At 66.0% G+C, this 26,255-nt stretch carries 21 protein-coding genes and 1 tRNA gene; 16 read left to right on the top strand and 6 right to left on the bottom strand.

Going from position 1 to position 26,255, the window contains the following annotated elements; genetic code table 11:
* Positions 1–96 precede the first annotated feature (96 nt).
* The 3 genes from D9V34_RS10045 to D9V34_RS10055 all read left to right on the top strand — a co-directional run bounded on the left by D9V34_RS10045 (position 97) and on the right by D9V34_RS10055 (position 3,649).
* Positions 97–534: an acyl-CoA thioesterase gene (locus tag D9V34_RS10045; RefSeq protein WP_081864069.1), complete on the top strand. Its 438-nt coding sequence runs from the start codon at positions 97–99 to the stop codon at positions 532–534.
* A 208-nt stretch (positions 535–742) separates the two neighbouring features.
* Positions 743–2,332, top strand: coding sequence for a GH39 family glycosyl hydrolase (locus tag D9V34_RS10050; RefSeq protein WP_121688697.1), 1,590 nt, complete (start codon positions 743–745; stop codon positions 2,330–2,332).
* 81 nt (positions 2,333–2,413) lie between these two features.
* The gene (locus tag D9V34_RS10055) at positions 2,414–3,649 is read left to right on the top strand and encodes an ROK family transcriptional regulator (protein WP_121688698.1); all 1,236 of its coding nucleotides are present in this window, start codon (positions 2,414–2,416) and stop codon (positions 3,647–3,649) included.
* Between the two features lie 570 nt (positions 3,650–4,219).
* Here D9V34_RS10055 and D9V34_RS10060 read toward each other — a convergent pair.
* On the bottom strand, positions 4,220–5,569 hold the full coding sequence (locus D9V34_RS10060) for an enolase C-terminal domain-like protein (RefSeq protein ID WP_121688699.1): 1,350 nt from the start codon (positions 5,567–5,569) through the stop codon (positions 4,220–4,222).
* Between the two features lie 167 nt (positions 5,570–5,736).
* On the opposite strand from D9V34_RS10060, the gene D9V34_RS10065 reads away from it, so the two are divergent.
* From D9V34_RS10065 to D9V34_RS10085, 5 genes are read left to right on the top strand one after another with little or no spacing between them, the layout of a single operon-like run.
* Positions 5,737–7,125, top strand: coding sequence for an ABC transporter substrate-binding protein (locus tag D9V34_RS10065; protein WP_220700577.1), 1,389 nt, complete (start codon positions 5,737–5,739; stop codon positions 7,123–7,125).
* Between the two features lie 3 nt (positions 7,126–7,128).
* Positions 7,129–8,181 (top strand): carbohydrate ABC transporter permease, encoded by a 1,053-nt coding sequence (locus D9V34_RS10070; RefSeq protein WP_121688700.1) that lies wholly within the window; start codon positions 7,129–7,131, stop codon positions 8,179–8,181.
* Positions 8,181–9,083 carry a carbohydrate ABC transporter permease gene (locus tag D9V34_RS10075; protein WP_220700578.1) on the top strand — a complete coding sequence of 301 codons (903 nt, stop codon included), beginning with the start codon at positions 8,181–8,183 and terminating at the stop codon, positions 9,081–9,083. Before D9V34_RS10070 ends, D9V34_RS10075 begins: the two co-directional genes overlap by 1 nt.
* Positions 9,084–9,091: 8 nt before the next feature.
* Positions 9,092–9,961 carry an NAD-dependent epimerase/dehydratase family protein gene (locus D9V34_RS10080; protein ID WP_121688701.1) on the top strand — a complete coding sequence of 290 codons (870 nt, stop codon included), beginning with the start codon at positions 9,092–9,094 and terminating at the stop codon, positions 9,959–9,961.
* Positions 9,954–10,844: an aldose epimerase family protein gene (locus tag D9V34_RS10085; RefSeq protein ID WP_147441679.1), complete on the top strand. Its 891-nt coding sequence runs from the start codon at positions 9,954–9,956 to the stop codon at positions 10,842–10,844. The genes D9V34_RS10080 and D9V34_RS10085 overlap by 8 nt, the downstream gene beginning before the upstream one ends.
* 55 nt (positions 10,845–10,899) lie before the next feature.
* On the opposite strand, the gene D9V34_RS10090 is transcribed toward D9V34_RS10085, so the two are convergent.
* Both D9V34_RS10090 and D9V34_RS10095 read right to left on the bottom strand, forming a co-directional pair.
* The gene (locus tag D9V34_RS10090; protein ID WP_121688703.1) at positions 10,900–11,496 is read right to left on the bottom strand and encodes a short chain dehydrogenase; all 597 of its coding nucleotides are present in this window, start codon (positions 11,494–11,496) and stop codon (positions 10,900–10,902) included.
* Positions 11,497–11,626: 130 nt separating this feature from the next.
* Positions 11,627–12,004 carry a winged helix-turn-helix transcriptional regulator gene (locus D9V34_RS10095; protein ID WP_121688704.1) on the bottom strand — a complete coding sequence of 126 codons (378 nt, stop codon included), beginning with the start codon at positions 12,002–12,004 and terminating at the stop codon, positions 11,627–11,629.
* A gap of 125 nt (positions 12,005–12,129) precedes the next feature.
* On the opposite strand from D9V34_RS10095, the gene D9V34_RS10100 reads away from it, so the two are divergent.
* Positions 12,130–12,774 (top strand): NAD(P)-dependent oxidoreductase, encoded by a 645-nt coding sequence (locus tag D9V34_RS10100; protein WP_121688705.1) that lies wholly within the window; start codon positions 12,130–12,132, stop codon positions 12,772–12,774.
* A 53-nt stretch (positions 12,775–12,827) separates the two neighbouring features.
* Here the strand turns inward: D9V34_RS10100 and D9V34_RS10105 are convergent, their stop codons facing one another.
* Positions 12,828–13,445 carry a TetR/AcrR family transcriptional regulator gene (locus D9V34_RS10105; RefSeq protein ID WP_183091942.1) on the bottom strand — a complete coding sequence of 206 codons (618 nt, stop codon included), beginning with the start codon at positions 13,443–13,445 and terminating at the stop codon, positions 12,828–12,830.
* 134 nt (positions 13,446–13,579) lie between these two features.
* Here D9V34_RS10105 and D9V34_RS10110 point away from each other — a divergent pair, with 134 nt between their 5' ends.
* The 5 genes from D9V34_RS10110 (at position 13,580) to D9V34_RS17565 (ending at position 21,239) form a co-directional block, all read left to right on the top strand.
* Positions 13,580–14,917, top strand: a complete 1,338-nt coding sequence (locus D9V34_RS10110) for an extracellular solute-binding protein (RefSeq protein ID WP_121688707.1) — start codon at positions 13,580–13,582, stop codon at positions 14,915–14,917.
* Positions 14,917–15,882 (top strand): carbohydrate ABC transporter permease, encoded by a 966-nt coding sequence (locus D9V34_RS10115; RefSeq protein ID WP_121688708.1) that lies wholly within the window; start codon positions 14,917–14,919, stop codon positions 15,880–15,882. Before D9V34_RS10110 ends, D9V34_RS10115 begins: the two co-directional genes overlap by 1 nt.
* Positions 15,879–16,817, top strand: coding sequence for a carbohydrate ABC transporter permease (locus D9V34_RS10120; RefSeq protein ID WP_121688709.1), 939 nt, complete (start codon positions 15,879–15,881; stop codon positions 16,815–16,817). Before D9V34_RS10115 ends, D9V34_RS10120 begins: the two co-directional genes overlap by 4 nt.
* 59 nt (positions 16,818–16,876) lie before the next feature.
* On the top strand, positions 16,877–20,002 hold the full coding sequence (locus D9V34_RS10125) for a glycoside hydrolase family 2 TIM barrel-domain containing protein (protein WP_121688710.1): 3,126 nt from the start codon (positions 16,877–16,879) through the stop codon (positions 20,000–20,002).
* A gap of 277 nt (positions 20,003–20,279) precedes the next feature.
* Positions 20,280–21,239, top strand: coding sequence for a thrombospondin type 3 repeat-containing protein (locus D9V34_RS17565; RefSeq protein WP_147441680.1), 960 nt, complete (start codon positions 20,280–20,282; stop codon positions 21,237–21,239).
* Positions 21,240–21,383: 144 nt separating this feature from the next.
* On the opposite strand, the gene D9V34_RS10140 is transcribed toward D9V34_RS17565, so the two are convergent.
* Together D9V34_RS10140 and D9V34_RS10145 are read right to left on the bottom strand one after the other, a co-directional pair.
* A tRNA-Val gene (locus D9V34_RS10140) sits at positions 21,384–21,456 on the bottom strand.
* A gap of 161 nt (positions 21,457–21,617) precedes the next feature.
* A complete protein-coding gene (locus D9V34_RS10145; RefSeq protein ID WP_121688713.1) occupies positions 21,618–22,076 on the bottom strand; it encodes a peroxiredoxin in 459 nt (152 codons plus the stop codon).
* Between the two features lie 196 nt (positions 22,077–22,272).
* Between D9V34_RS10145 and aceE the strand changes: the two genes are divergently transcribed.
* Together aceE and D9V34_RS10155 are read left to right on the top strand one after the other, a co-directional pair.
* Complete coding sequence (gene aceE / locus D9V34_RS10150; RefSeq protein ID WP_121688714.1) at positions 22,273–24,999, top strand: pyruvate dehydrogenase (acetyl-transferring), homodimeric type; 2,727 nt, start codon at positions 22,273–22,275, stop codon at positions 24,997–24,999.
* Between the two features lie 15 nt (positions 25,000–25,014).
* Positions 25,015–26,214: a PucR family transcriptional regulator gene (locus D9V34_RS10155; protein ID WP_030143638.1), complete on the top strand. Its 1,200-nt coding sequence runs from the start codon at positions 25,015–25,017 to the stop codon at positions 26,212–26,214.
* Positions 26,215–26,255 lie beyond the last annotated feature (41 nt).

A 26,255-nucleotide genomic window follows, 5' to 3' on the forward strand; every position in this document is an offset into this window, starting at 1 on the left:
CACCGAGGCCACATTCAGACCCCGGGTTTAGGATGGGTTGACGTAGCGACCAGCGCCGTTCCCTGCTTCCCGTCCCCCGAACCGGAAGGAGGAGCGATGAGCTCCGACCACGAAATCAATTTCCGCACCCGCAAGTGGGTGCGTCCCGAGGATCTCAACGCCAACGGCACCCTGTTTGGTGGCAGCCTGTTGCGCTGGATCGATGAGGAGGCCGCGATCTACGCGATCCTCCAGCTGGGCAACCACCGCGTCGTCACCAAGCTGATCTCGGAGATCAACTTTGTCAGCTCCGCCAGACAGGGTGACATCATCGAGATGGGTCTGCGTGCCACCCACTTTGGCCGCACCTCGCTGACCATGCGTGCCGAGGTGCGCAACATGTTTACCCGCCAGTCGATCCTGACCATCGAGAAGATCGTGTTTGTGAACCTGGACGAGTCGGGCACCCCGGTCCCCCACGGCTATGACACGATCACCCTGAATCGCGACCGCCTGCCGCACGGCATCAGCCCCGCGGATATCGTTACCGTCTAACCGACACTCCGCGCACCCGCACACGCGCGCTGCGCACCGCGCACCGCGCACCATCGTCGCCCCCGGAACCAGCATCCGGGGGCGACGCGTGTTCTCTCGACCGACAGATAGTAAATCCTTTTGATTTACTATAAAGTGACATCAGAGCCCGAGCTCGGTATCCGACGCTCGCCCGCACCGTCCGCATCACCGTCGAAAGGACCCCCGCGTGACCTCCCCCCTGATCCTCTCCGGCAACGCCGCCGCCCCCGGAACCCCGCTTACGCACTACTGGAGCACCGTGGTCGGTGCCGGCCGCGCGAACGAGGGCCTGCGCGCCGACTGGCAGCGCCAGCTCACCGAGGCCCGCGCCGCCGCCGACTTCCGCTATATCCGCTTCCACGGACTCTTCCACGACGACATGTTCGTCTACACGGAAAAGGAGGACGGCACCCCGGTCTTCAACTTCCAGTACGTGGATGCCCTGGTGGACGCGCTGCTCGACATCGGCATCCGCCCCTTTGTGGAGCTCGGCTTTAGCCCGCGCGCGCTGGCCCGGGAAACCGAAACCGTATTCTGGTGGGGTGCCCACGGCGCTCCGCCCACCGACTCCGCGCGCTGGGCCGAACTGATCGACCGCCTGGTGCGACACTGGATCCGCCGCTACGGCCTCGCCGAGGTGCGCACCTGGTACTTCGAGGTCTGGAACGAGCCAAACCTCTGGGGCTTTTTCCACGGCACCCGCTCGGAGTACTTCGAGCTGTACCGGGTAAGCGCCGAGACGATCAAGGCCATCGACCCGGGCCTGCGCGTGGGCGGTCCGGCAACCTCGAACTTTGTGCCCGACACCCGCTTCGACGGGGAAAAGGAGGACTTCGGCGCACAGATCGTGGCCGGCCGCGACGACCTGGACACCCTGGACTGGCGCCCGGTCTGGCTCGATGCCTTCCTGGAATACTGCGCCGCGCAGAACCTCCCGGTGGATTTTGTCTCCACCCACCCCTACCCCACCGACTGGGCGTTGGATGAACACGGCCAGGGCGAGAAGCTGACCCGCGGCGTGGACGCAACCCCAACCGATCTGGCCACCATCCGCCGCATCGTTGACGAGAGCGTCTACCCGAACGCCGAGATCCACCTGACCGAGTGGAGCTCATCCTCCTCGCCACGGGACCACACCCACGACACGGTGCCCGCGGCGACGTTTGTGGTGCGCACGATCCTGCACTCGCTCGGCACCGTCGACTCGCTGGCCTACTGGGCCTTCACCGATGTGTTTGAGGAGGGCGGCGCCGGGGACGAACTCTTCCACGGCGGATTCGGCATGTTCACCCTGCCGGGCATCCCCAAGCCCACCCTGCACGCCTATCGCATGCTCAACGGCCTGGGTGATGAACTGATCGCGCGCACCAACGGCACGATCCTCAGCCGGGATGCGGAATCGGGACGCCTGAGCGCGCTGGTCTATCACTATCCGAGTGAGCAGCCCCAGTCGATCCCCGCGTCCTTTGACTCCCGCGAGGTCGCCGACGCCAACGGCCGGATCGGCTCGCCGCGGACCCTGAGTATCCGCCTGGAGGGTCTGCCCGCGGGTGCCCGCTTCGAGGTGGAAACCCTGGATCTGGAACACGGAAACGCGATCGCCGAGTGGCGGAAACTCGGCGAGCCCGAGGCCCCGACCCGCGAGGAACTGGCGCTGATCAACCGCGGCGCGCGTGCCACCGCCCTTTTCACGGTTTCAGCCGATGAGAGTGGTATTCTCGCGAGTGAATTAGAGGTTTCCCCCTGGGCGATTGTTGCGTTGCGACAACTACCCTAGGCCCACGCATCACGGTGTGGGCGGCGGCAGCGCAGCCGTGGCCCACACCCCCGTTCAGTCCCGGAAGGAAATTCGCCACCCATGGCCAGACCCTCGCACCTCACCGAGCAGACGCCGGTCTCCGCGCGTCGCGGCACCAACCTGCCCCGCCTCAAGAACTTCAACGAGTCGGTGGTCCTGGATTCGCTGCGTCGCGCCCCCGATGGGCTGAGCCGGGTCGAGCTGGCCAGCGCGAGTGGACTCTCGGCGCAGACGGTTTCGAACATCTGCCGCCGGCTGATCGATCAGGGTGTGATTCTGGATGAGGGCACCGTGGTTCCCTCGGCCGCGGGGGTCGGGGGCAAGCGGCGCACGCTGCTGCACCTGAACCCCGACGCCTACTATGCGATCGGCGTGCATCTGGACCCGGCGGTGGCCACGGTCGCGGTCCTCAACGTGACCGGCACGGTGCTGGCCGAGCGCCGCCACCCGATGCACGATGTCACCGAGCCCGACCGGGTCCTCGCCGATATCGCCCGCCTGGTGTCCGAGTTGGTCGACAGCGCAAAGCTGCCCCGCGATCGCATACTGGGACTCGGGGTCGCGGCCCCCGGACCGATTGATCTGGATTCCGGAGTCATCATCGATCCTCCGCAGCTGCGTGGCTGGGGACGGGTACCCGTGCGGGAACGCCTGGCCGAGCTCACCGGACTGCCGGTCATCCTGGACAAGGATGTCACCGCCGCAGTGATCGCCGAGCGCTGGGCCGCCGGGCCCGCCGCCGCCGAAGTCGACACCTTCGTCTTCTTCTATATCGGCACCGGCTCCGGCATGGGACTGGTCGTCAATGACACCGTGCTGCGCGGCGTCTCCGGCAACGCGGGCGAGGTGGGCGGCCTGGACGCCTCCTGCACCACCCGCGACCTGGCCGAAGAGGGGGTGCGCCGCGGCGTGCTGTCCGGGCTGAGCCTGCCCGTCTCCCCCACCGAGGCCGAGGATGCGCTGGCCGATCTGGTCCGCATCGCCCACGATGGCGATGCCGAAGCCCGCGACATCATCGACGGCTGGGCACGCCGGGTCGGCCGCGGGGTTGCCGCCGCCGCAACCCTGGTGGATGCTCCCCTGATCATTTTTGGCGGTCCCGCCTGGACCCTGCTCGCCGAGCGCTTCCTGCCGATCGTGCGCGAGATCGTGGATGCCTCCCCGTTTGTGGAGAAGACCCGCGAAACCGTGGTCACCACCAGCGCCCTGGGCGACGCCGTCGGTGCCATCGGTGCCGCCTCCCTCGTGCTCGACACCCTGCTGTCCGTGCAGCCGCAGTCACTGGTGCTGCAGTAGGGGCCGGGCCGCTTCGCGCACGGCGCCGAGCCGCCTCGTGGCGTGGCAGCCTCGTCGCCCAGCGGTCGAGGTGCGTCATGGCGAGACGGCCTCTCCGAGTTGCAGCTGAGGTGTGTCGCAGCTGAGCGGCAGGCTCCCAGCTCCAAACCCTGGGCTCCCGGCTCCGAACTTTGAACTCCCGGCTCTAGACTCTGAACTCTGGACTGTGGGCACTGGGCACTGAGCTGTGGGCACTGGGCTCCGAACTCTGGACTCCAGACGTCATCACCCCTGCGGGAGAACCCCGTTTTGACACGTCAATTACGTGTCAAAACGGGGTTCTCCCGCAGGTACCTCTGTCGGTGCGGGCACGAGGCGGGTGCAGTGGCCCGATGCGCAGCACGAAATCGAGCTGTCCAGCGCAGCCCCTCAAACAGGCAGGTCACGCCCGGCCGCAGAACAGCCGCCGCGCGGTCGCCGCACATCGACCGCGCGGTGTGGAACCAAAACGTGCCACACCGCCCAAACCGCAAGCACCGCACCGCTCATCTCCGGGACTACGGGCGCTGGGCCGCGCCACCCAACGACGGGTTACGGACGCTGGGCCGCGCCGTCGGTCGCGCGCAGCAGGGCCCAGCGGTCGTGCTGGCCGGGGGCGGTGACCGGGTATTTCCGGGCGGCCGCCTCGTCGAAGTCCACGCCGAGGCCGGGCTTAGTGCTCGGGTAGAGCACACCGCCCCGCGCGACCGGTGCACCGGGGAACACCTCGAGGGTGGCCTCGCGGAATCCGGCGGCCTCCTGGACGCCGAAGGCGTGGGAGGACACGTTCATCGCCACGTTCGCCGCCTGGCCGAGCGGGCTGACGTCGCCCGGGCCGTGCGGGGCCGAGCGTACGCCGAACAGCTCGGCGGCCGCCAGGATCTTGCGGGTCGTGGTGAGACCACCCAGGGTGGGGATCCGCAGCCGGGCGAAGTCGATCGAGCGGGTGGTGAACAGGCGCGTGTACTGGGACGCCTCGGTGTACAGCTCGCCCACCGCAAGCGGGGTGGATCCGGCCAGGCGCATCTCGGCAAAGTGATCGGCATCCTCGGGTGCCAGCAGATCCTCCACAAAAAACAGCCGGGCGGGCTCAATCTCGGCCATGAAGCGCCGCGCCTGGGCGGGGGTCAGTCGCTCATGTGAGTCGTGCAGCAGCTCAACACCGTCGCCCACCAGCGAGCGGATCTCGGCCAGCACCGGCGGGACGTGGTGCAGGTAGGACAGCGAATCCCAGCGGTCCTCACGCAGGTGCCGGCGACGCTCCTCGGCGGCATCGGCGGCCGCGGTTCCGTAGGTGTCGGTTCCGGGCACGGCAACCTGCACACGCACGTGACGGTAGCCCTTCTCGGTGGCGGCCAGCACCTTCTCGGCGATCTCGCCGGCGGTGAATCCGTCCACGTGGGTGTAGGCCGCGGCACCGCCGCGGGCGCGGCCGCCGAAGAGCTCGTGCAGCGGCAGGCCCGCGCGCTTGCCGGCGATGTCCCACAGGGCCACATCGATCCCGGCCAGGGCGTTATTAGCGATCGATCCACCGCGCCAGTAACCGCTATTCAGCAAGAGGCGATGGATGTCTTCGATGTCGGCGGCGGGGCGCCCGATAACCATCGGGGCGAGATAGTCGTTGACCACCGAGGCGATGGCAAGGGTGCGCTGCGGGTCACTCGAACACCCCAGTCCATACAGGCCGGGCACGTTGGTTTCGACCCGAACGATCACGTAGGGGCAGCCCTGTGGGGCGGTGAGGAAGGTGGTGACGCCGGTGATCCGCACGGTATCGTCGCGGTCCAGATGAGCGGGATCGAGGTCGGCGGGGTCGGTATCCCAGGGTGCGCGGGCCAGCACCACACCATCGGTGGGCTCGGCGGCGGTGAGGGCGAAGGGGAGATCGGGCGAAGTCGTCATTGTCTAGCGTTCCGTTTCGGGGTGGTGGCTGCTTTGCCAGGGGTCTTGGAAACGTGTCTCACACGGATTTTCGAATCCGCGTTGACACAGTCTATCAAATTGATTTAGATTCGTCATGTGTTCACCAACGACGGCAAACACCAACCCCCAGCGAAAGGCACCACACAGTGAAAAGACATCGGAGTCTCACACGAACAGCGGCTTTAGCCACAACCCTGACCCTCGGACTCGCCCTCACCGCCTGCGCCTCCGGCGGCGACAACGCGGGAGGCGGCGACGGCAAGTCGCTGACCCTCTGGACCTTCAAGCAAACCCACGCCACCGCCCTGGAAAAGACCGCCGAGGACTTCAAGGCCAAGACCGGCATCACGGTCAAGGTGCAGGCGATCACCCCGGATGACGCGTTTGTCACCAAGACCCAGGCCGCCGCCAAGACCGGCGATTTCCCGGACCTGCTCGAGGTCCACTCGCGCGGCGAGGACTTCACCTTCGGCGCGGCCGGACTGCTGGAAAACCTGGCCGACAAGATCACCCCCGAGTGGGACAAGAACTACCTCGAATCCGTGCGCAACGAGGGCACCGTGACCGCGGCGGACTTCAAGTCCTCGCAGGAAACCGGCTCGAAGATCGCCGGTGTCGAGGAGGGGCAGCGTCTGAGCGTGCCGCTGACCATCGGCACCTTCGGCATCGTCTATGCCAATAAGGAGCGTTTGGCTGCCGCGGGCATCACCGAGGCCCCCAAGACCTGGGAGGAGTTCATCGCCGCCCTGGATGCGGTCAAGAAGACCAACCCCGACAACGGCGGCGTGACGATCGGGCTCAAGTCCCCCTCCACCGGCCTGGAATGGCTGATGCAGCCGATGGGCTTCGGCCAGCTGGGCAAGGGCCCGTTCGAGGCCCTGTTTAAGGACGACAAGTCCAAGAACTGGAGCTCGGAGAACGGCACCAAGGTGCTCAGCGAGTACAACAAGATCAACCCGTACTGGATGCCGGGATCTCAGACCCTCGACATCGACCAGGCCGACCTGAGCTTCGCCCAGGGCAAGTCCTCGTTCCTGGTGGGTGGCACCTTCACGCTCTCCTTCCTCAACCAGAACGGTTTTGACACCGAGAACCTGATGACCTTCCCGGTTCCTCCGCCCGCCGACGGCGCGGTCAAGGATCTGGCGCTGGCTCCGTTCTCGCTGACCGGTCTCTCGCTGTCCTCCTCGTCCAAGAACAAGGATGCGGCGCTCAAGTTCATGGAGTTTGTCTCCGAACCCGACAACGCCAAGAAGTTCTCCACCAACGCCCTCGACCTCGCCCCGGTTGACCTCGGCGCGGACCCCTCCACGGAGGTCGGGCCGGTTCTCGGCGCGATGATGGCGGCGTTCGGCGAGGCCGGACCCAACACCTACAACCCGGGCGACACCTCCTACCGCCCCAACCAGTACGACCCGGGTGACGTGGGTGCACTGCTGATGAACATGACCCCGCTCGCCCAGACCGATCCGGCGCAGACCGGGTCCAAGATGGCCGAGCTCATCGACTCCTACTGGGTCACCCAGAAGGGCTAAGCAATGACCAGCCACGTTACTCCCGACTCCGCCCTGCGCGGGGTCGGGGGTGACGGGGACCAGGACGGTCCCCGCCACTCCCCCCACACCGCGGCGGCCCCCACGCCGCCCGCCGCCGCGCCGAGCTCGCCGGCGTCCCCGAAGAAGCGGCGCATCCGCTACAACCGCACCGAATCCCGCTGGGGCTACGCCTTTGTGGCCCCCGCTCTGGTCCTGTTTGCGATCATGGGTGTCTATACGATCGGATACGGCCTGGCGCTGAGCTTCGCCCGCTGGAACGGCTTTAGTCCCAACTGGGAATGGGTCGGCTTCCAGAACTTCACCGACCTGCTCTTCGGCAGCAAGACGTACGCACCCCGCGTACAGGCGGCCGCCCTGAACACCCTGTGGGTGTGTATCGCGGTACCGGTGCTGACCATCGCGGTGAGCTTCCCGCTGGCCATCATCCTGAATTCGGCCAAGCGATTCCAGGGCATCCTGCGCTCGGTCTACTTTGTGCCCTACGTCACCACCGGCATCGCCGTATACCTGGCGTGGCAGTACATCCTGGAGCCCAACGGGGCGATCAACGGTCTGCTCCGGGTGCTGGGGCTGGGATCTCTCACCCAGCCGCAGGGCTTCCTCGGTAACCCCGACACCGCCCTGCCCACGCTGATCATCGTGCTGGTCTGGTCGGCGGTCCCGGTGGCCATGCTGCTCTATCTCACCGGCCTGCAGTCCCTGGACACCTCGGTGTTTGAGGCCGCCACCCTCGATGGTGCGGGATGGTGGCGCACCAACACGTCGATCGTCTGGCCGCTGCTGCGTGCGACCACCGGCATCGTGTTCCTGCTGAACCTGCGCGATGCACTGCAGGGCTTCCAAATCTTCCTGATCATGACCAATGGCGGACCGGGCAACCACACCAACGTGCTGGGCCTGGAAACCTACCGTCTGGCGTTCCTGTCCGAGCTCTCCCCCACCCTGGGCCTGGCTAGTGCCCTCGGCTGGATGCTGTTCCTCGCCGCGCTCGCGATCGCCCTGATCAACCAACGACTCGAGAAGAGGGCCCAGTAGTGGTAGACCTCGCCCCCGCGCCCAGCGCGCGAAAAGCCCCCGCATCCACGCCCTACGCGCCCAAGCCCTGGTACACCCGACTGTTCAACCTCAGCGGGAAAACCGTGGTGGGTCTGGTGCTTGGACTCTACGCCGTGGTCAGCCTGTATCCGTTTGCCTATATGGTCTCGGCGGCCTTCAAGACCACCGAGGAGGTCAACGCGGGCAACAACCTGATCCCGGCCAATCCGACCCTCGACACCCTGATCGACACCTGGAATCGGCTGCACTTTTTCGACTACTTCCTGAACAGCCTCTGGGTCACCGGTGCCACGACCCTCGGCGTGATCGTCATCTACTCCTGCGCCGCCTACGCCTTCTCGGTGCTGCGCTTCCGCGGCAAGACGCTGCTGTTCCGACTGTTCCTGGTGCTGCTGTTTGTGCCGGGCGTGGTCACCCTGCTGCCGGTGGTGATGCTGGAAAACGAGATGGGCATCCTGGGTACCCACCTGGGCCTGATCCTGCCCTTCATCAACGGGTCGGCCCCGCTGGCGATCCTGCTGTTGACAAACGCGTTCAACGCGGTCCCCGGGGACCTGCGCGAGGCCGCCCGCGTGGACGGTGCCGGGGAACTGCGCATCTTCTCGCGGATCTACCTGCCCCTGGCGCGGCCCGCGCTCATCACCATCGCGCTGCTCACCGCGATCCCCACCTGGAATGAGTATCAGCTGACCCGCGTCTCGCTGAACGATCCCACCCGCTACACCCTGCCCATTGCCCTACAAAGCCTGCAACAGGGCGACACGGTCCAGTACAACACGCTCATGGCCGCGGCCCTGATCGTGGTGATTCCGATCATCATCCTGTTCTTCAGTCTGCAGCGCTACTTCGTGAACGGCCTCGTCGGGGCCGTGAAAGGTTAGGAACCTTCGTGAATACCATCTCCCCCACCCTCGTGATCACCGGTGCGGCCGGCGGGATCGGTGGTCCGGTCGCCCGGGCCGCCCTCGACGCCGGCTACCGGGTGATCGGCGCCGATCAGACCCCGTTCGAACTGCCCGGCGCGGCCGCCACCCTGGTGGGCGACCTGCGCGACCAGGCGATTGTGGACTCGGTGTTTGATGCCGCCGGGCCCAATGTCTATGCGGTGCTGCACCTGGCCGCGATCCCCTCACCCGGTCAGTTTGATGACCATGACACCCTGGTGCGCAACGTGTCCTCGGCCTACCGGGTGATCGGCACAGCCGGCGAGCGCGGCGTCCGCCGGATCGTCGCAGTCTCCAGCGCCTCGGCCGTGGGCTTCGCCTGGGCCGACCGTGATCTGACCCCGGACTACCTGCCGGTGGATGAGGATCATCCGATCGTTGCCGTGGATACCTACGGCCTCTCCAAGGTGTTCATGGAGCAGATTGCCGCGTTTACCCACCGCCGCTGGCAGGTGCCGACCATCACGCTGCGCTTCCCGTTTGTGGGCACCGGCGAGCGCCTGCGGTACCGCCTGGACGAGATGGCACAGTCCCCGGCAACGGGCAGTCGCGACCTCTGGGCGTGGCTGGACACCCGGGATGCGGTGACGGCGATTCTGCGTTCGGCGGAGGTGCCCTTCGAGGGGGCCGAGGTGCTGAACATCAGTGCACCGGACACGATGTCCCCCTGGCCCACGCGGGACATCGTCGCGGCGGCCTTCCCGGGCCTCGCAGTCCCGGGCCGGGTCGGCGAATACGGCGGACTCTACGACACCACCCGAGCCGCAGATCTGCTGGGCCTCACCGAGTATCACGGATGGCGTGCCGGTGCCTAGCGCGCCGGCCCTCGACTCCACAGGGATATCTCAGGCCCCGGATTCGCACACCCTGGTTTCCCTCACCCGGGACTCGCTCGGCGCACGAATCGATCCGATCGGGGCGCGCCTGGACTCGCTGATCTATTCCCAAGACGGCGGCGATCCGGTCGAGCTGCTCTACCGACGCGAGCCCGAGCCGGACCTGCCCACGGATGCCCCGGGGTCCAACGGGCAGTGGCACCGTCGCTATGCCGGCGGCTGGCACACCCTGGTCCCACACTCCGGAGATGAGCGCACCGTGGACGGGGTCGCCCAGCCCTTCCACGGGGAGGCCGCCTGGAAAACCTGGCGGGTTTCGGCGGCCTCGGGGACAGCAGCGCGGGTGCACGCGAGTGTCACGCTCGACACGGTCCCGATACAACTCGAACGTGTGTTCGAACTGTTCGAAACCACGCTGCGGATCACCCAGCGGGCGACCAACCTCGGCGAGCGCCCGCAACCGATCAGCTGGGCCGAACACCCGGCGTTTGCCCCACCACTGGTGGGACCGGGTCTCAGCATCACGCTCGGTGAGAGTGTGCTGCCACTTCACATCCCCACGCCGCCGGAGACCCACGGGGCGTTTGCCGCGTATCCGTGCGGTCCCACTGGGCGTGCGGTCCTGGATAATCCGGTCGCCGGTCTGCGGGCCACGCTGGAGTGGGATGCCGAGCTGTTCCCCTACGCGTTCATCTGGCAGGAGCATCGGGCATCACAGGGCTCCCCCTGGCATGGGATCGCCGACGTTCTAGCGGTCGAGCCCTCGGTGCGTCCCTACGATCCCGAGGATGAGCGCCTGGGGCCGCTGGTCATCAATCCGGGTGACACCATCGAAACCGCGTTCACGCTGACCCTGTCCTAGGCGGCAAACGGACGGCACCCCACTCGGGTTGCCGTCCGTTTGTGCGTGCGCGGATTTACCAGCCGGCGCGGAAGATCTGTCCGGTCTGCTCTCCGGCGACCGAGCGCAGGACCCACTGGGCCACCTCGGCCGCGGGGACCTGGGCGAACCCGCGGAACGCCCCGTGATACTGCACGGATTCGGTGACCACGGTGGGACTCACCGCGTTGATGCGGATCCCGCGAGGCAGTTCGGGAGCCGCGCCCACCACAAACCCGTTCACGGCAGAGTTGATGGCCGATGCGGCTGCCGAACCGGCCACCGGGTGATCGGTCAGGATGCCGCTCACCAGGGTGAACGAGCCACCGTCGGCGACGTGGGCGGTTCCGCGCTGCACGGTTTCCACCTGACCGAGGAACTTGCTCGCCAGTCCCGATTCGAAGTTCTCCCGAGTGAGCTCACTCAGCGGGGCGAAGGGGATTTCGCCGCCAAGCACAACCACGGCCTCAAACGGAGCGTGATCGGCAAACAGTGCGTCGAGGGTCTCGGGGCGGGTGAAATCCACCGCGGGGGTTGTCGAGCGTCCCACCCCCAGGACGTCGTAGTGCTCACTCAGGGCGGCCACGGCCGCGCGCCCAATCTCGCCGGTGGCGCCAATTACCAGGACGGTCATCAGATTCCCCTCACATTCAGGGTGCACAAGAGTGTGCACGGGTGAATACAACCAGATTCACGCACGGGTATTCCATGGGGTGACACCGGGTGCCGATGCACCGGGACTCGGCGCGCAAGTCCGCGAGTTACTAGGCGGCACTTCCCGCGAGCACGTCATAGCTCTCCCGCGCATCCTGCACGCCACCCATGTGCTCGCGCGCCCAGTCCTCGAGCGCGCGCAGCGGCTCCTGCAGGGTCTCGCCCACCGGGGTCAGCGCGTACTCGACCCGCGGGGGCATCTCGGCATACACGGTGCGCCGGACCAGGCCGTCGCGCTCCAGGCCGCGCAGGGTCTGGGTCAGCATTTTTTGCGAGACGCCGTCCACGCGGCGTGAGATCTCCCCGAAGCGGCGCGGCCCATCCCCCAGTGCACCCACGATGAGTACCGTCCAGCGGTCGCCGATGCGATCCAGCAGACGCCGGGTGGGGCAGTTTCGGTTGTAGGGGTCCAGCGCAAACTGCGTCATTTTTCTTCTCATTTCGCCCAAAATGCATGGTTACCGCAAAGTGCCTACTTCACAAGCGCGCTTTACTCTCTTATCGTAACTAATGCGACGCCGAAGACAAGGCGTGCACAGCGAAAGGACACCCAATGACTCAGATCACCATCCTCGGCGGTACCGGATACGCCGGATCCCACATTGCTCGCGAGGCCGTCTCTCGCGGCCTGAGCGTGCGCGCCTTCTCCCGCAGCGTGCCCGAGACCCCCATCGAGGGCGTGGATTACGTCACCGGTGATGTTCAGGACGCCGCCACCCTGACCGCCGCGGTCACCGGCACCGACGTGGTTGTGGTGGCCCTCTCCCCGCGTGGTGGACAGGAGGGCAAGGTTGCCCCGCTGATCGCGCGCCTGGCCGCCGAGGCCGAGGCCGCGAATGTACGCCTGGGTGTCGTGGGCGGTGCCGGCTCACTCCTGGTTGCCCCCGGCGGACCCCGGGTAGTGGACACCCCCGATTTCCCCGACGCCGTCAAGCCCGAGGCATTCGAAATGGGTGAGGCGCTCGAGCAGCTGCGCACGACCCCCGAAACTCTGGACTGGTTCTACGTCAGCCCCGCCGGAGGCTTCGGCGCCTGGGCCGAGGGCGAGAAGACCGGTACATTCCGCATCGGCGGAGACATCCTGCTGGTCGACGAAGAGGGCAAGTCGGAGATCTCCGGTGCCGACTTCGCCCAGGCGATCGTGGACGAGGTTGTCACCCCCGCACACTCCCGCACCCGCTTCACCGTCGCCTACTAGACACAAACGCAAAACGCACCCCGGAATCCCGGGGTGCGTTTGGCGTTTTGAGACTAGCCGCGCAGTGAGTCCGGCAGCGCCTCATCGGTGAAGAGCAGCGAGAGGAACGCGCGCATGGTCTCGGGTACGCTGGCCCCGGGCACCTCGATCAGCCACTCCTGCTGAATGCCGTCCCACAGCGCCACCAGGGCGGTCGCGGCAAGCTCTGGATCCACGCCCGGACGCAGTTCCCCGGCGGCGGCATGCTTACGCAGGGCCTGCGCATAGCGATCACGCACCCGAACAAAGCGGTCGCGGAAGTACTCGCGTGCCGGGTGATCATGGGTGGTCGCCTCCCCCACCAGGACCGCATAGAGCGCGACGGGCTCGGGGTTATCCTCATTGGCGCGGGCCAGGTCCACCACCATGGTCACGATGTCGGTGTCGCCCACCAGATCATCGCCCCGCTCATCACGATCATGCAGCACCGCACGCAGCAGCGCCTCCTTCGTGGGAAAGTGATGCAGCAGACTCGACTGCCCCATCTCCGCGCGATCGGCGATCTCCTGAAGGCTGCCCGAACGGTACCCACGCGCGGTAAATACCCAGGCGGCGGCGGCCAAAATCTGATTGCGTCGCTCGGCACTTTTGGCGTACGGGCCGCGCGGACCACGCTTCTTCGGGACAGTCATGACCACCATGCTACAGGTCCGGCAAAAGTTTTTTGCACTAAAACCGTGTGTTCGCTCGGTTTTGGTGTTAGTCTCGCTGCATACTCGAAACCGAACACCTCACCCGACCCCACCCACGACGATGTGGAGACACCATGGCAGGACTCACCCGCAGGCAACTTCTCGGCGTTGGCGTTGCCGGTTTAGGCGCCGCCCTCCTCGGCGGATGCGCCTCTCCGGCACTGACCCGACCCGGCTCAGCCGCCCTCAAGCCCGCCACCCGCGCCGGTGAAAAGATCACCCTGACGTACTGGACCTGGCTGAAGGATATGCAGCAGGTCGCCGACAAGTGGAACCGCAACAACCCCGACATCCACGTCACCGTGGTGCCGATCCCCCAGGGCAACGCGGGTGGATACCAAAAGATGTATGCGGCACTAGCCGCGGGCGGTGGCCCCGATCTCGCGCAGGTCGAGCTGCGGACAATTCCCGAATTTCTGCTCGCCGGGGGCCTCACAAATCTTGCGGATTACGGAGTCGACGCCCATCGACACCGCTACGACCCCACCCTCTGGGGTCAGGTCAGCTACCTCGATGGCGTCTACGGACTCCCGCAGGATTCGGGCCCGATGGCCCTCTACTACCATCAGCCGCTCTTTGACCGGGTCGGCGCGGGCGTTCCCACCACCTGGGACCAGTGGGCCGACATCGCGGTTGAGCTCCGCAAAACCAAAACCTGGATCGACTGTTTTTCCCTCTCCGACGCCGGCCCCTTCGTCGCCTACGCAACCCAGGCCGGGGCCCGTTGGTTCACCCAGGGCGAGGGGGGATGGAAAATCAACCTGCTGGATGAGGCCACGCTCAAGACGGCACGCTTTTTTGACTCCGCCCTGGACCGCGACCTCCTGATCACCGGGTACGGCCCATTTTCCCCGCCATGGTCAGCGGCGGCCGCCCGAGACCAGATCGCCAGTCTCACCAGCGCCAGCTGGGCCGATTCGATCCTCGCCGATGTAAACGGCGGCGCCGGTAAGTGGCGGGTTGCCCCGATGCAGCGCTGGGGATCGCGGGGATTTGGTTCCAGCGCATTGGGCGGCTCCACCGTCGCGGTCCTCGGGCACTCACGGTATCCGCGTGAGGCGCTGAAGTTTGCCACCTGGCTCACCTCGTCGAAGGAGGGGATCGACGGCGAAATTGCCTCGGGAATCGGCTGGTCCCCGACCCCCGATTACATCGGGGCCGCGCGCACCAAGCCCTCGGCCTTTTTCAGCGGGCAAACCTATAACGAGGACATTATGCGCCCGGCAGCGGCCGATCAAAACCCCGACTGGGCCTGGTGGCCACTCACCTTCCAATCGTTCAACATTCTGGCCGATGAGTTCCGCAAGAAAGCCTCCGGGCAGAGCCTGGTGGACGGACTGCGCAACGCCGAAAACCAGATCATCACGGCCATGCGAAATAAGGGCCTGAGCGTAGAGAGGGCGGCCCGCTGATGACCACGACCACGCGCCGCAGCGCCCCGGCCCACGCCGCAGCCGCGAACCGTGCCGCCCAGCATTCCGGTGCCACCCGCCGGGTCACCGCCACTCGGCTCGCCCCGTGGCTGCTGATCGGCCCCTTTCTTGCGCTGTTTATCCTGACCTTTGCGCTGCCCATCCTGATGGCGCTGGTGTCCAGCTTCCAACAGGTAGAACGCCGCGGACTGTTCGGCGAGGAGGGCGTGAGCAACACCTTCGCCGGCCTCGGCAACTACGCCCAGGCTCTCGGGGACTCGGGCTTTCTTACCTCGATTGGCCGGATGCTGCTGTTTGGCATCGTCCAGGTCCCGGTGATGATCGCCCTGTGTACGCTGCTCGCCCTCCTCCTGGAATCCGCCTCGGCACGCTGGCCCGGGTTTTTCCGTGCGGCATTCTTCCTGCCCTACGGGATCCCCGGTGTCATCGCCACGATCCTCTGGTCCTTCCTCTACACCCCGGGGCTCAGCCCGCTGATCGACGCCGCAAAAATTGTGGGCCTGGACGTGGACCCGTTGGGATCGGGCATGGTGCTGTGGTCGATTGCCAATATCGTCACCTGGACCTACACCGGCTACAACATGCTGATCGTGATCGCCCAACTCAAGGCAATCCCCGGCGAGATCTACGAGGCCGCCAGACTGGACGGCGCGGGCCCGGTCCGCATCGCGCGCAGCATTCAACTGCCGCTGATCCGGCCCGCGCTGCTGCTCACCACCGTGTTTTCGATCATCGGGACTCTGCAGCTCTTTGCCGAGCCACAGGTGCTCGCCGGATCCTCCACCGCGATTGACAGTAGCTACACCCCCAACCTTGCTGCCTATACCAATGCGTTCGCCTACAACAGCTACAACGTGGCTGCGGCCCAGGCGGTGCTGATCGCCCTGATCGCATTTGCCCTGTCCTTTACGTTCCTGCGCCTGTCGAATCGGGGTTCCAAATGACCGCCGCACCACTCACCCGCCGCGATTCAGCCCGCACACGGGCCCACACCTCGGCTCATACCCCGGCCCGCTCGGGGAAGCGCACCCGCACCCCGGGCACACATCCAGCCCGCACCATCCTCGTCACCGGCTTCCTGGTGGTTGTGGCGCTCTACTTCCTGGTGCCGGTCTACTGGGTGATCGTGGCCGCCAGCAAAACCAGCAGCGACCTGTTCGCGACCCCGGGCCTGCTGTTTTCGGGTCACGTGGCGCTGTGGGAAAACATCACCCAGGTCTTTAGCTACGGCGAGGGGATCTTTGGTCGGTGGCTGCTGAACTCGCTACTGTACGCGGGAGTGGGAGCGATTATCGCAACCTATTTTGCCGCGGCCGGCGGCTATGCCCTCGCCAAGTATTCCTTCCGGGGACGCGACACAATCTACGCCACGATCCTCGGCGGGGTCCTGGTTCCGGGAACCGCGACCGCGCTGCCCCTGTTTTTACTGTTCAGCTCGATCGGGCTCGCCAACACCTACTGGGCCGTCCTGCTGCCCTCGCTGGTATCACCGTTTGGGCTGTTCCTCTGCCAGGTGTACGCACGCACCACGATTGATGACGCGCTCCTGGAGGCCGCCCGACTGGACGGTGCCGGCGAGCTGCGGATCTTCCACACGGTGGGCCTGCGCATCCTCACTCCGGCACTGGTCACCGTGTTTCTGTTCCAGCTCGTGGGCATCTGGAACAACTACTTCCTGCCGCTGGTGATGCTCTCCGACGAGAAGCTGTACCCGGTCACGCTGGGCCTGCAGAACTGGAACTCGCAGATCACCCGACTGCCGGAATTCTATGAGCTGACCACCGCCGGGGTGCTGCTCTCGATCATCCCGCTGGCCATCGCCATGGTTGTGCTGCAACGCTTCTGGCGCGGCGGACTGACCGAGGGATCGGTGAAGTAGTCCGCGCGCTCATTTCCTCCTCGCTCAGCCCGTTTTCGCCCCGACTCAAGGAGCACCCCATGACATCCGCAAACTCCACCCGACCCTCCGTTCCCGCGCCGCTCGGCACCAATACTCCCCCGAAGTCACCGGATCAGCGGCCGGTTTCCGGGCACTCCCTGGTCTCCGAGCGTGCCCCCTTTGGAGGCCGAGTACGCCCGGCACGCGCCTGGTTGCACTCCGATGCCCCGAGCATCAGCCTGAACCGCGAGTGGGCGTTTCGCCTGTTGCCCGCGGCGGATCCGCTCGGCGAAGCCGTGGATGCGTTTGCCCAGCCCGACACGGAGGTCTCCGGCTGGGAGCGCATTACCGTGCCCGGGCACTGGGTCCTCGGCGAGCGCGCACACGGTGCCCCGATCTACACCAACGTCCAGTATCCCTTCCCGCTGGATGCCCCGTTTGTTCCGGATGAGAACCCCACCGGGGACTACCGGCTGAGCGTGGATGTACCCGCGTCCTATGTGGACCGGGTCGAGACCGAGGCCGTGATCCTCCGTTTTGACGGCGTGGAATCGCTGGCTCGGGTGTGGTGGAACGGCGTCGAGGTGGGACACTTTTCGGGTTCCCGGCTCGCCCACGAACTCGACGTGACCGATCTGGTCACCGCGGGGTCAAATACGCTCGCGGTGCGGGTCCACCAGTGGTCGGCGGCCAGCTACCTCGAGGATCAGGACCAGTGGTGGCTCCCGGGCATCTTCCGCGACGTGACCCTAATCGCCCGTCCCGTCGGCGGCATCGAGGACCTGTGGCTCAACACCGCCTGGCACAACAGCGTGGGCACCCTCACCCCCGAGATCACGGCCCCCGCCTCGGCATTCCCGATCAACCTGAGCATTCCCGAATTGGATGTCGCCGTCTCCTGGGGATCGGCGGCAGAAATCGGCCCGCTTGCGGTGAACGCCCAGGCCTGGTCGGCCGAATCCCCGACCCTGTATACCGCGGTGGTCTCGGCCCGTGGGGAAACCATCGCCCAGCGCATCGGGTTCCGCACGGTGGAGATCCGCGGCGATAGGCTCCTGGCCAACGGCACCCGACTGGTCTTCCACGGGATGAACCGACACGAGGCGCATCCCGACCGCGGACGGGTATTCGATGAGGCACACGCCCGGGAGGATCTGGCCCGGATGAAACGGTTCAACGTGAACGCGATCCGTACCAGCCACTATCCCCCGCATCCGCGGCTGCTGGACCTGGCCGATGAGCTGGGCCTGTGGGTCATGCTGGAAAACGATCTGGAAACCCACGGCTTTGAGGTTGCCAACTGGCGGGGTAATCCAAGCGATGATCCGGCCTGGCGTGACGCCTACCTGGACCGTATCGAACGCATGTTCGAACGCGATAAAAACCATGCCAGCATCATCATGTGGTCCCTGGGTAATGAGGCGGGAACCGGGGCGAACCTGGCCGAGATGTCGACCTGGCTGCACCATCGCGATCCCTCCCGTCCCGTGCACTATGAGGGCGACTACGCCGGGCGCTACACCGACGTGTACTCACGCATGTATGCCTCGGTGCCGGAGACCCGCTCGATTGGCGATGGGAGCACGGGCTCGCTGCTTGGCTGCACCCCGATCGAGGCGGCCCGGCAGCGATCCAAGCCCTTCCTGCACTGCGAGTACGTGCACGCGATGGGCAACGGTCCCGGTGCCATCGACCAGTATGAGCAGCTGGTGCACAACTTCCCGCGGCTGCACGGCGGATTCGTCTGGGAGTGGCGCGATCACGGGCTGCGCACGCGTACCCCCGAGGGCACCGAGTACTTCGGCTACGGCGGTGACTTCGGCGAGGAGGTCCACGATGGCAACTTCGTTATGGACGGGATGATCTCCAGTGACGATATTCCCTCCCCGGGTCTCTACGAGTATGCGGCGGTGGTCGCCCCGGTACGGGTGGATATCGCCCCCGATGGCACCTCGCTCACCCTGACCAACCGACGTCACACCCTGGACACCGCGGACCTGCTGCTGCGCTGGGAGCTGACCTCGAACGACGACGAGTGGGATGGCGGAACCTGGTCGATTCCCCCGGTTAGTGCCGGGGACACCTGGGCGGCCCTCGCCCCGCCCGAGCTCCTCGCGGCGATCTCCGAGATCACCGCCGAGGCACCGGGAGCCGAGCATTGGTTGAGCGTGGACGTGCAACTGCGCGCGGAGACCGCCTGGGCACCGGCTGGGCACGTGGTTGCGCGCGCGCAACAGCGACTGAGCGCGCCCGTGCCCGTTCAGCCGGCCGCCCGGATCACCGACTGGCAGGATGGTGTGGCACCCCGCACCTCGATCGGTCTCGCGACCCTGACCGACGGACACCTGAACGCGCTCGCCGGGGCAGCGGCATCCGGTCCGACCCTCTCGCTGTTCCGAGCACCCACCGATAATGACCGGGGGCAGGCTCAGGGCAGCCTGGATGTCGCCGACCCCGGCCTCAGCCGTGGCCTCGGCGTGGATGCGCCCCCACACGCGGACACGTGGGCCGCGCATCGACTGCACCTGCTGCGCGCTCGCCGCCTTGCCGCCGCCCACACCGTCGATGCCGCTCGGCTCCTGGAGCGCTATGCGGCGCCCTCCTCTCCCGAGGGGATGCGGATGGAGACCCGCTGGGAGAGCGTGCCGGGTGAGCCCGATGCGGTGCTGCTGAGTGTGGATATCGCCCCGGATTCATCGTGGGATCTGACCCTGCCTCGAATCGGGGTGCGGCTGGAACTCCCCGCCGACGTGGATCACGCGCGCTGGTTTGGCACCGGCCCACACGAGTCCTATCCCGACTCCCGCACCGCCGCCCGGGTGGGCACGTTCGAGGCACCGCTGGATGAGCTGACGGTGCGCTACGCCCGTCCGCAGGAGAGTGGACACCGCGCGGATCTGCGCACGCTCACCCTCTCGCGCGCGGGTTCCCCGTGGCTCAGCCTGGCCACGCTTCCGGATGCGGCCGGACGCCTGCCGGGCTTCGGCCTCTCCCGCTGGAGCGCCGAGGAACTAGCCCGGGCCGCACACTGGCACGAACTCCCGGAGTCCGATCGGGTCTTCCTCACCCTGGATGCCGCCCACTCGGGCATCGGCTCGCGCGCCTGTGGCCCGGACATCTGGCCCGAGTTCGCCCTCCGCGCCGAAGCTCGCACGATCCGAGTGATCCTGCGCCCGGCACACTAGACCCCGCACGCGTCCGAGTCCCCCATCATTGGCCCGGGCGCGTGCGGTTCCCTGGGGAGGGAAACAGGCCGCCACCGATTCGGGTCGGTGGCGGCCGCCCCACGTTCCAGATGAATAACACTTATTCTGCATTAACGGTGTTTTTGTTGTGCGCGGTATCGCAGGCGCATAGTCTCCGACTACTTCAACTCATCGATGGCGTTAACGGACTCCCCCCACCAGAAACACTCGGGTCGAGGATGAAGATTTTTGTTGACCCTTTGAGAAAGAACTCTTCATGGACTGTCTTGCTAGTACCGGCTTTGACTCCTGGCCCGTGCTGATCGCGGCGCTGGTTGTGGTCGGCCTGGGCGTATACCTCGCCCTGCGCGCACGCCACACCAAATCCGGGCGCACCGCCCTGATCGCCCTGCCCCTGCTCTTGGCCCTGGGGCTGGCCACCCAGTCGGCGCCACCGGCCTCCGCCGCCCAGGGCGAGCCCTGTGTGTCGGCCAGTGCGTCGGCTTCGCCGACCACCTCACCATCCGTTTCACCGTCCGCCACCCCGTCGGCGACCCCCTCGGCCACTCCGAGCACCTCGCCCACGCCCCCGGGCGACCCCACTCCGACCCCGACTCCCTCGCCCAGCCCCGAGGGGTGCCAGTTGGTCAATGACAAGTCGGCCACCCTGGACAGCGATGGCGACGGAATCGTCGACCGCTGCGATGCCGACTCCGATAACGATGGCATCCCCGATGTGATCGAGGACCTCAACAACAACGGTAAATTTACCGATGATGATTATGACGGCGATAACCTTGTCATCGGGCAGCTGGGCGACGGCGTCTCCTCCTACCTTGATCTGGATTCGGATAACGATTCCATCCCCGACCTGTTCGAATCGGGCATCGACCCGGCACTGATCGCTCAGATCGACCGCAACGGCGACGGCATCATCGACGCCGACATTCCGGTGGGTGCCAACGGCCTGGCCGACGTCCTGGAAACCTTCCCGGACTCGGGTGTGATCAACTACACCCTGAAGAACACCGACGGCGACGATAAGCCCGACTTCATTGACCTGCAGAGCAACCGCCTGGACTACGACATGTATCTCGTGGGCAACGCCAACCTCGACATCCTCGGGGCCGGATTCCTCAGCCCCGGCGTGGACATCGACCACGACGGCATCATGGACCAGGTCGACACCGACACCGCCCACCGCGGCTCCCCCGGCGCCGCGCACCCCACCTGGTAGCCACTAGCTCACACGCTGCGGGGCAGTCATTCGTTTCATCGAACGGCTGCCCCGCAGTCTTGTATGCGAGTGCGCCGAGGTCCGACCAAAGAGCGCACAACCAAAAAGACCGCCACCCAATTTCTTGGGTGGCGGTCTTGTTTGTGGGCCCTACCGGGATCGAACCGATGACATCCACGGTGTAAACGTGGCGCTCTACCAGCTGAGCTAAAGGCCCTCCGTTGCCGTAGCAACAAGATTTACAATAGCAGGATCCCAGGGCCCGATGGCAATTCGTTGCCCACCCCGGGCGCGCCGTCCAAGCATCCCCCAAGCATCCCCCGGGCAAACTCCAAGCGGAACCCAAGCCGCGAGGCGAGCGCGGGTGCACGCCGCACGCTATCCCAGCTGCGCCAACGCCTCGCGGTAGCGCTCGATCGCCCGCGGCTCCCCCGGTCCGGTGATGAACACGTCGCGAATGACACCGTCCGTGCCGATCACAAAGGTCGCGCGTTCGGCCACACCGCGGGACTGGTCAAACACCCCGTAGGCCGAGGCGATCTCGCCGTGGGGCCAGAAATCCGAGAGCAGGGAGAAGGTGTAGCCGGCACCGTCCGCCCAGGTACGCAGGGCCCACTTGGAATCTACGGTGACCACCAGGAGTTCGGCGTTTACGGCGGCAAAATCGGCGAGGTTATCGCGCAGCGCATCCAGTTCCCCGGTGCACACACCGGAGAAGGCCAGCGGCACAAAAACCAGCACCACGGGGCGGGTGTCGCGGAATGCACTCAGTCTGATCTCTTCGCCAAACTGGTTCCGCAAATCAAAGTCCGGTGCCGGAGACCCAATTTTGCGCATCTTTTTCCCTCTGTTCGCCGCGGAAACTCTACGTTCACCCTACCGGAGCAGAAAAAACCTGCCGGGCGAATCACGTTAATGCCCTCCGGGTCGGTAGGCTTGGAGGAAACGTGCACAACCTTTGTATCCCAAATGCTGCGCGCGCTAAAACCCACCAAATGTTCGGCACGATCTGCCATGAAAAGAAAGGTCGACGGTGACTGTAAACGACCAGGACCCGTACTCCGTCAACAACTTTGACGTCGATCCGGAAGAAACCGCCGAGTGGCAGGAGTCCCTCGACCAGCTCGTTCACACCCAGGGCCCCGCCCGCGGACGTGACATGATGATGAGCTTGTTGAAGCGCTCCCGCGACCTCCAGCTGGGTGTCCCGATGGTTCCGACCACGGACTACATCAACACGATTGCTCCGGCCAACGAACCCGAATACCCGGGTGATGAGGCCATCGAGCGCCGCTACCGAGCGTGGAACCGCTGGAACGCCGCGATGACCGTGCACCGGGCTCAGCGCCCCGGCATCGGTGTCGGCGGACACATCTCCACCTACGCGGGTGCCGCAACCCTGTACGAGGTGGGCTTCAACCACTTCTTCCGTGGCCAGGACCACGCCGGCGGCGGAGACCAGATCTTCTACCAGGGCCACGCCTCCCCCGGCGCGTACGCACGTGCGTTCCTCGAGGGTCGCCTGACCACCGATCAGCTGGATGGCTTCCGTCAGGAAAAGTCACACGCCGGTGGGGGCCTGAGCTCCTACCCGCACCCGCGTCTGATGCCGGACTTCTGGCAGTTCCCGACCGTGTCGATGGGTCTCGGACCGATCAACGCGATCTACCAGGCACAGGCCAATAAGTACCTGACCAACCGCGGCATCAAGGACGCCTCCGACCAGCAGGTCTGGGCCTTCCTCGGCGACGGCGAGATGGATGAGGTCGAGAGCCGCGGTCAGCTGCAGGTTGCAGCAAACGAGGGCCTCGACAACCTCAACTTCGTGATCAACTGCAACCTGCAGCGCCTGGATGGCCCGGTGCGCGGTAACGGCAAGATCATGCAGGAGCTGGAGAGCTACTTCCGTGGCGCCGGCTGGAACGTGATCAAGGTCGTCTGGGGCCGCGAGTGGGATGACCTGCTGGCCCGGGACGCCGAGGGCGCCCTCGTCAACCTCATGAACGAGACTCCCGACGGTGACTACCAGACCTATAAGGCCGAGTCCGGTGCGTTTGTGCGCGAGCACTTCTTCGGCCGCGACCCGCGGACCGCGGCGCTGGTGGAGAACTACTCCGACGACCAGATCTGGGGCCTCAAGCGCGGTGGCCACGACTACCGCAAGGTTTACGCGGCATTCAAGGCGGCGAGCGAGCACAAGGGTCAGCCCACCGTGATCCTCACCAAGACCGTCAAGGGTTACGGCCTCGGCCCGACCTTCGAGGGCCGCAACGCGACCCACCAGATGAAGAAGCTGACGCTGGAAGACCTCAAGCTCTTCCGTGACGCCATGCAGATCCCGATCACCGACGCGGTGCTCGAGGAAAACCCCTACCAGCCGCCGTACTACCACCCCGGTAACGACAACGAGGCGATCGAGTACCTGCACGAGCGTCGTCGCGCGCTGGGTGGATACCTGCCCGAGCGTCGCAGCAAGTACACCCAGCTGAACCTGCCGCAGGACGATGCCTACCGCATCGCCAAGAAGGGTTCGGGCAAGCAGGAGATCGCCACCACCATGGCGTTTGTTCGACTGCTCAAGGACCTGCTGCGCTCCAAGGACTTCGGCAACCGCATCGTCCCGATCATCCCGGACGAGGCCCGTACCTTCGGTATGGATGCCTTCTTCCCGTCGGCAAAAATCTACAACCCCAACGGTCAGCACTACACCTCCGTGGACCGCGAGCTGCTGCTCGCCTACAAGGAGTCCCCGCAGGGTCAGATCGTGCACGTGGGTATCAACGAGGCCGGAGCACTGGCCGCCTTCACCGGACTGGGTACCACCTACTCTGTTCAGGGTGAGCCGCTGATTCCGTTCTACGTGTTCTACTCGATGTTCGGATTCCAGCGCACCGCCGACGCCATCTGGGCTGCCGGCGACTCGATGGCTCGCGGATTCATCGTGGGTGCCACCGCCGGTCGTACCACCCTGACCGGTGAGGGCCTGCAGCACGCCGATGGTCACTCGCCGCTGCTCGCGTCGACCAACCCGGCCGTGGTGTCCTATGACCCCGCCTACGGATACGAGATCGGCCACATCGTTCGCGATGGCCTGGACCGTATGTACGGCGGAAACCACGAAGACCCCAACGTCATGTACTACGTCACCGTGTACAACGAGCCCTACGTGCAGCCGGCTGAGCCGGAGAACCTGGACGTGGATGGCCTGCTGAAGGGTATCTACAAGCTGCGCGATGGCGGCGAAGGCGGAGTCAAGGCTCAGCTGCTCGCCTCCGGTGTGGCGGTCCCCTGGGCTCTTGAGGCTCAGGAACTGCTCGCCACCGACTGGGGTGTATCCGCCGATGTCTGGTCGGTCACCTCGTGGTCGGAGCTGCGTCGCGAGGGTCTCGCGGTCGAGGAGCACAACTTCCTCTACCCGAACGAGGAGCCCCAGGTTCCCTACCTGACCACCAAGCTCTCCGGAGCCGAGGGTCCGTTCGTGGCCACCAGCGACTACATGCACGCCGTCGCCGACCAGATCCGTCAGTTTGTCCCGGGTGACTACGCCACCCTGGGCGCCGACGACTTCGGCTTCTCGGACACCCGTGCGGCTGCCCGTCGCTACTTCAAGATCGACAGCCACTCGCTGGTTGTGCGCACCCTGGAGCAGCTGGCGAAGCAGGGCAAGATCGACCGTGCCGTTGTTGGCCAGGCGATCGAGCGCTACCGTCTGCTGGATGTCAACGCCGGTACCACCGGTAACGCCGGCGGCGACGCCTAGGCGGTTCGGACACAGATGAAGGAGCGTACCAAGGCAGAAACCCTGGCCTGGCTGCGCCGGATTTCCGGCGAGCTGGCCACGGTCACCCTCGGCAAGCTTGAAGAGGACCTGCCCTGGTATGCGGAGATGCCGCCTGGGCGACGATCGGCCGTTGGCCTCGTCGCCCAGGCGGGCATCACCTCCTTCATCTCCTGGTATGACGATCCACGCTCCACCCCGTGGATCGCGGCCGACGTGTTCGGGGCGGCTCCGCGTGAGCTGCTGCGATCGGTCAGCCTGCAACAAACCCTTCAGCTGATCCGCATCACCGTCGAGGTGGTTGAGGATCGGGTGAAGAGTGGTGGACAGGGTCTGCGTGAGGCGATCCTGCTGTACTCGCGGGAAATCGCGTTCGCCGCGGCCGATGTGTACGCCCGCGCCGCCGAGGCTCGCGGCCTCTGGGATGCCCGGCTGGAAGCGCTCGTGGTGGATTCGATCCTCGCGGGCGAGGCCGACGATGAACTTCCCAGCCGCATTGCAGCCCTGGGCTGGCACGGTCACGGCGAGGTTGCGGTCCTCGTGGGCACCACCCCCTCCCAGCTGGATGTTGACCAGCTGCGACGCGCGGCCCGCCACATGGCCGCCGACGTTCTGATCGGTGTGCAGGGCGGACGCCTGGTCCTGGTGATCGGCCGATCCACGCCGCGCGATCAGATTCCCGAAGAGGAGACCATTGGCACCTCTCCGGCCAAAACCTTCTTTGAAATTGCCAGCCAGCTGGCCCCCATGTTTGGTGCCGGACACCTGGTCCTCGGCCCCGAGGTGGGCACGCTGGTGGAGGCGTCCCGCAGCGCCCGCGCGGCCCTCGCCGGCTTCGCCGTGGCCCGCTCCTGGCGCAACGCCCCGCGTCCGGTGGCCGCCGATGACTTGCTGCCCGAGCGCGCGCTGGCCGGCGATCCGATCGCCCGGCAGACCCTGATCGAAAAGGTCTACCGTCCGCTCCAGGCCCACTCCAACGAGCTGGTGCTGACCCTCTGGTGCTACCTGGATAACGGACGCTCGCTTGAGGCCACCGCCCGCGAGCTGTTTGTGCACCCCAACACCGTGCGCTACCGCCTGAAGCGCGTCTCCGAGGTCATCGGCTGGGATGCCACCGGTGCCCGCGAGGCGCTGATTCTCCAGTCGGCACTGATCCTCGGCTCGATCGGCGAGCCCGAGCAACGCCGCAAACGCTAACCGGAAGAACGCTCACCGTTCACACCAGCGGACCGGTGCAT

Origin of the sequence: Mycetocola lacteus (assembly GCF_003667575.1) — a bacterium.
Taxonomy (GTDB): domain Bacteria; phylum Actinomycetota; class Actinomycetes; order Actinomycetales; family Microbacteriaceae; genus Mycetocola; species Mycetocola lacteus.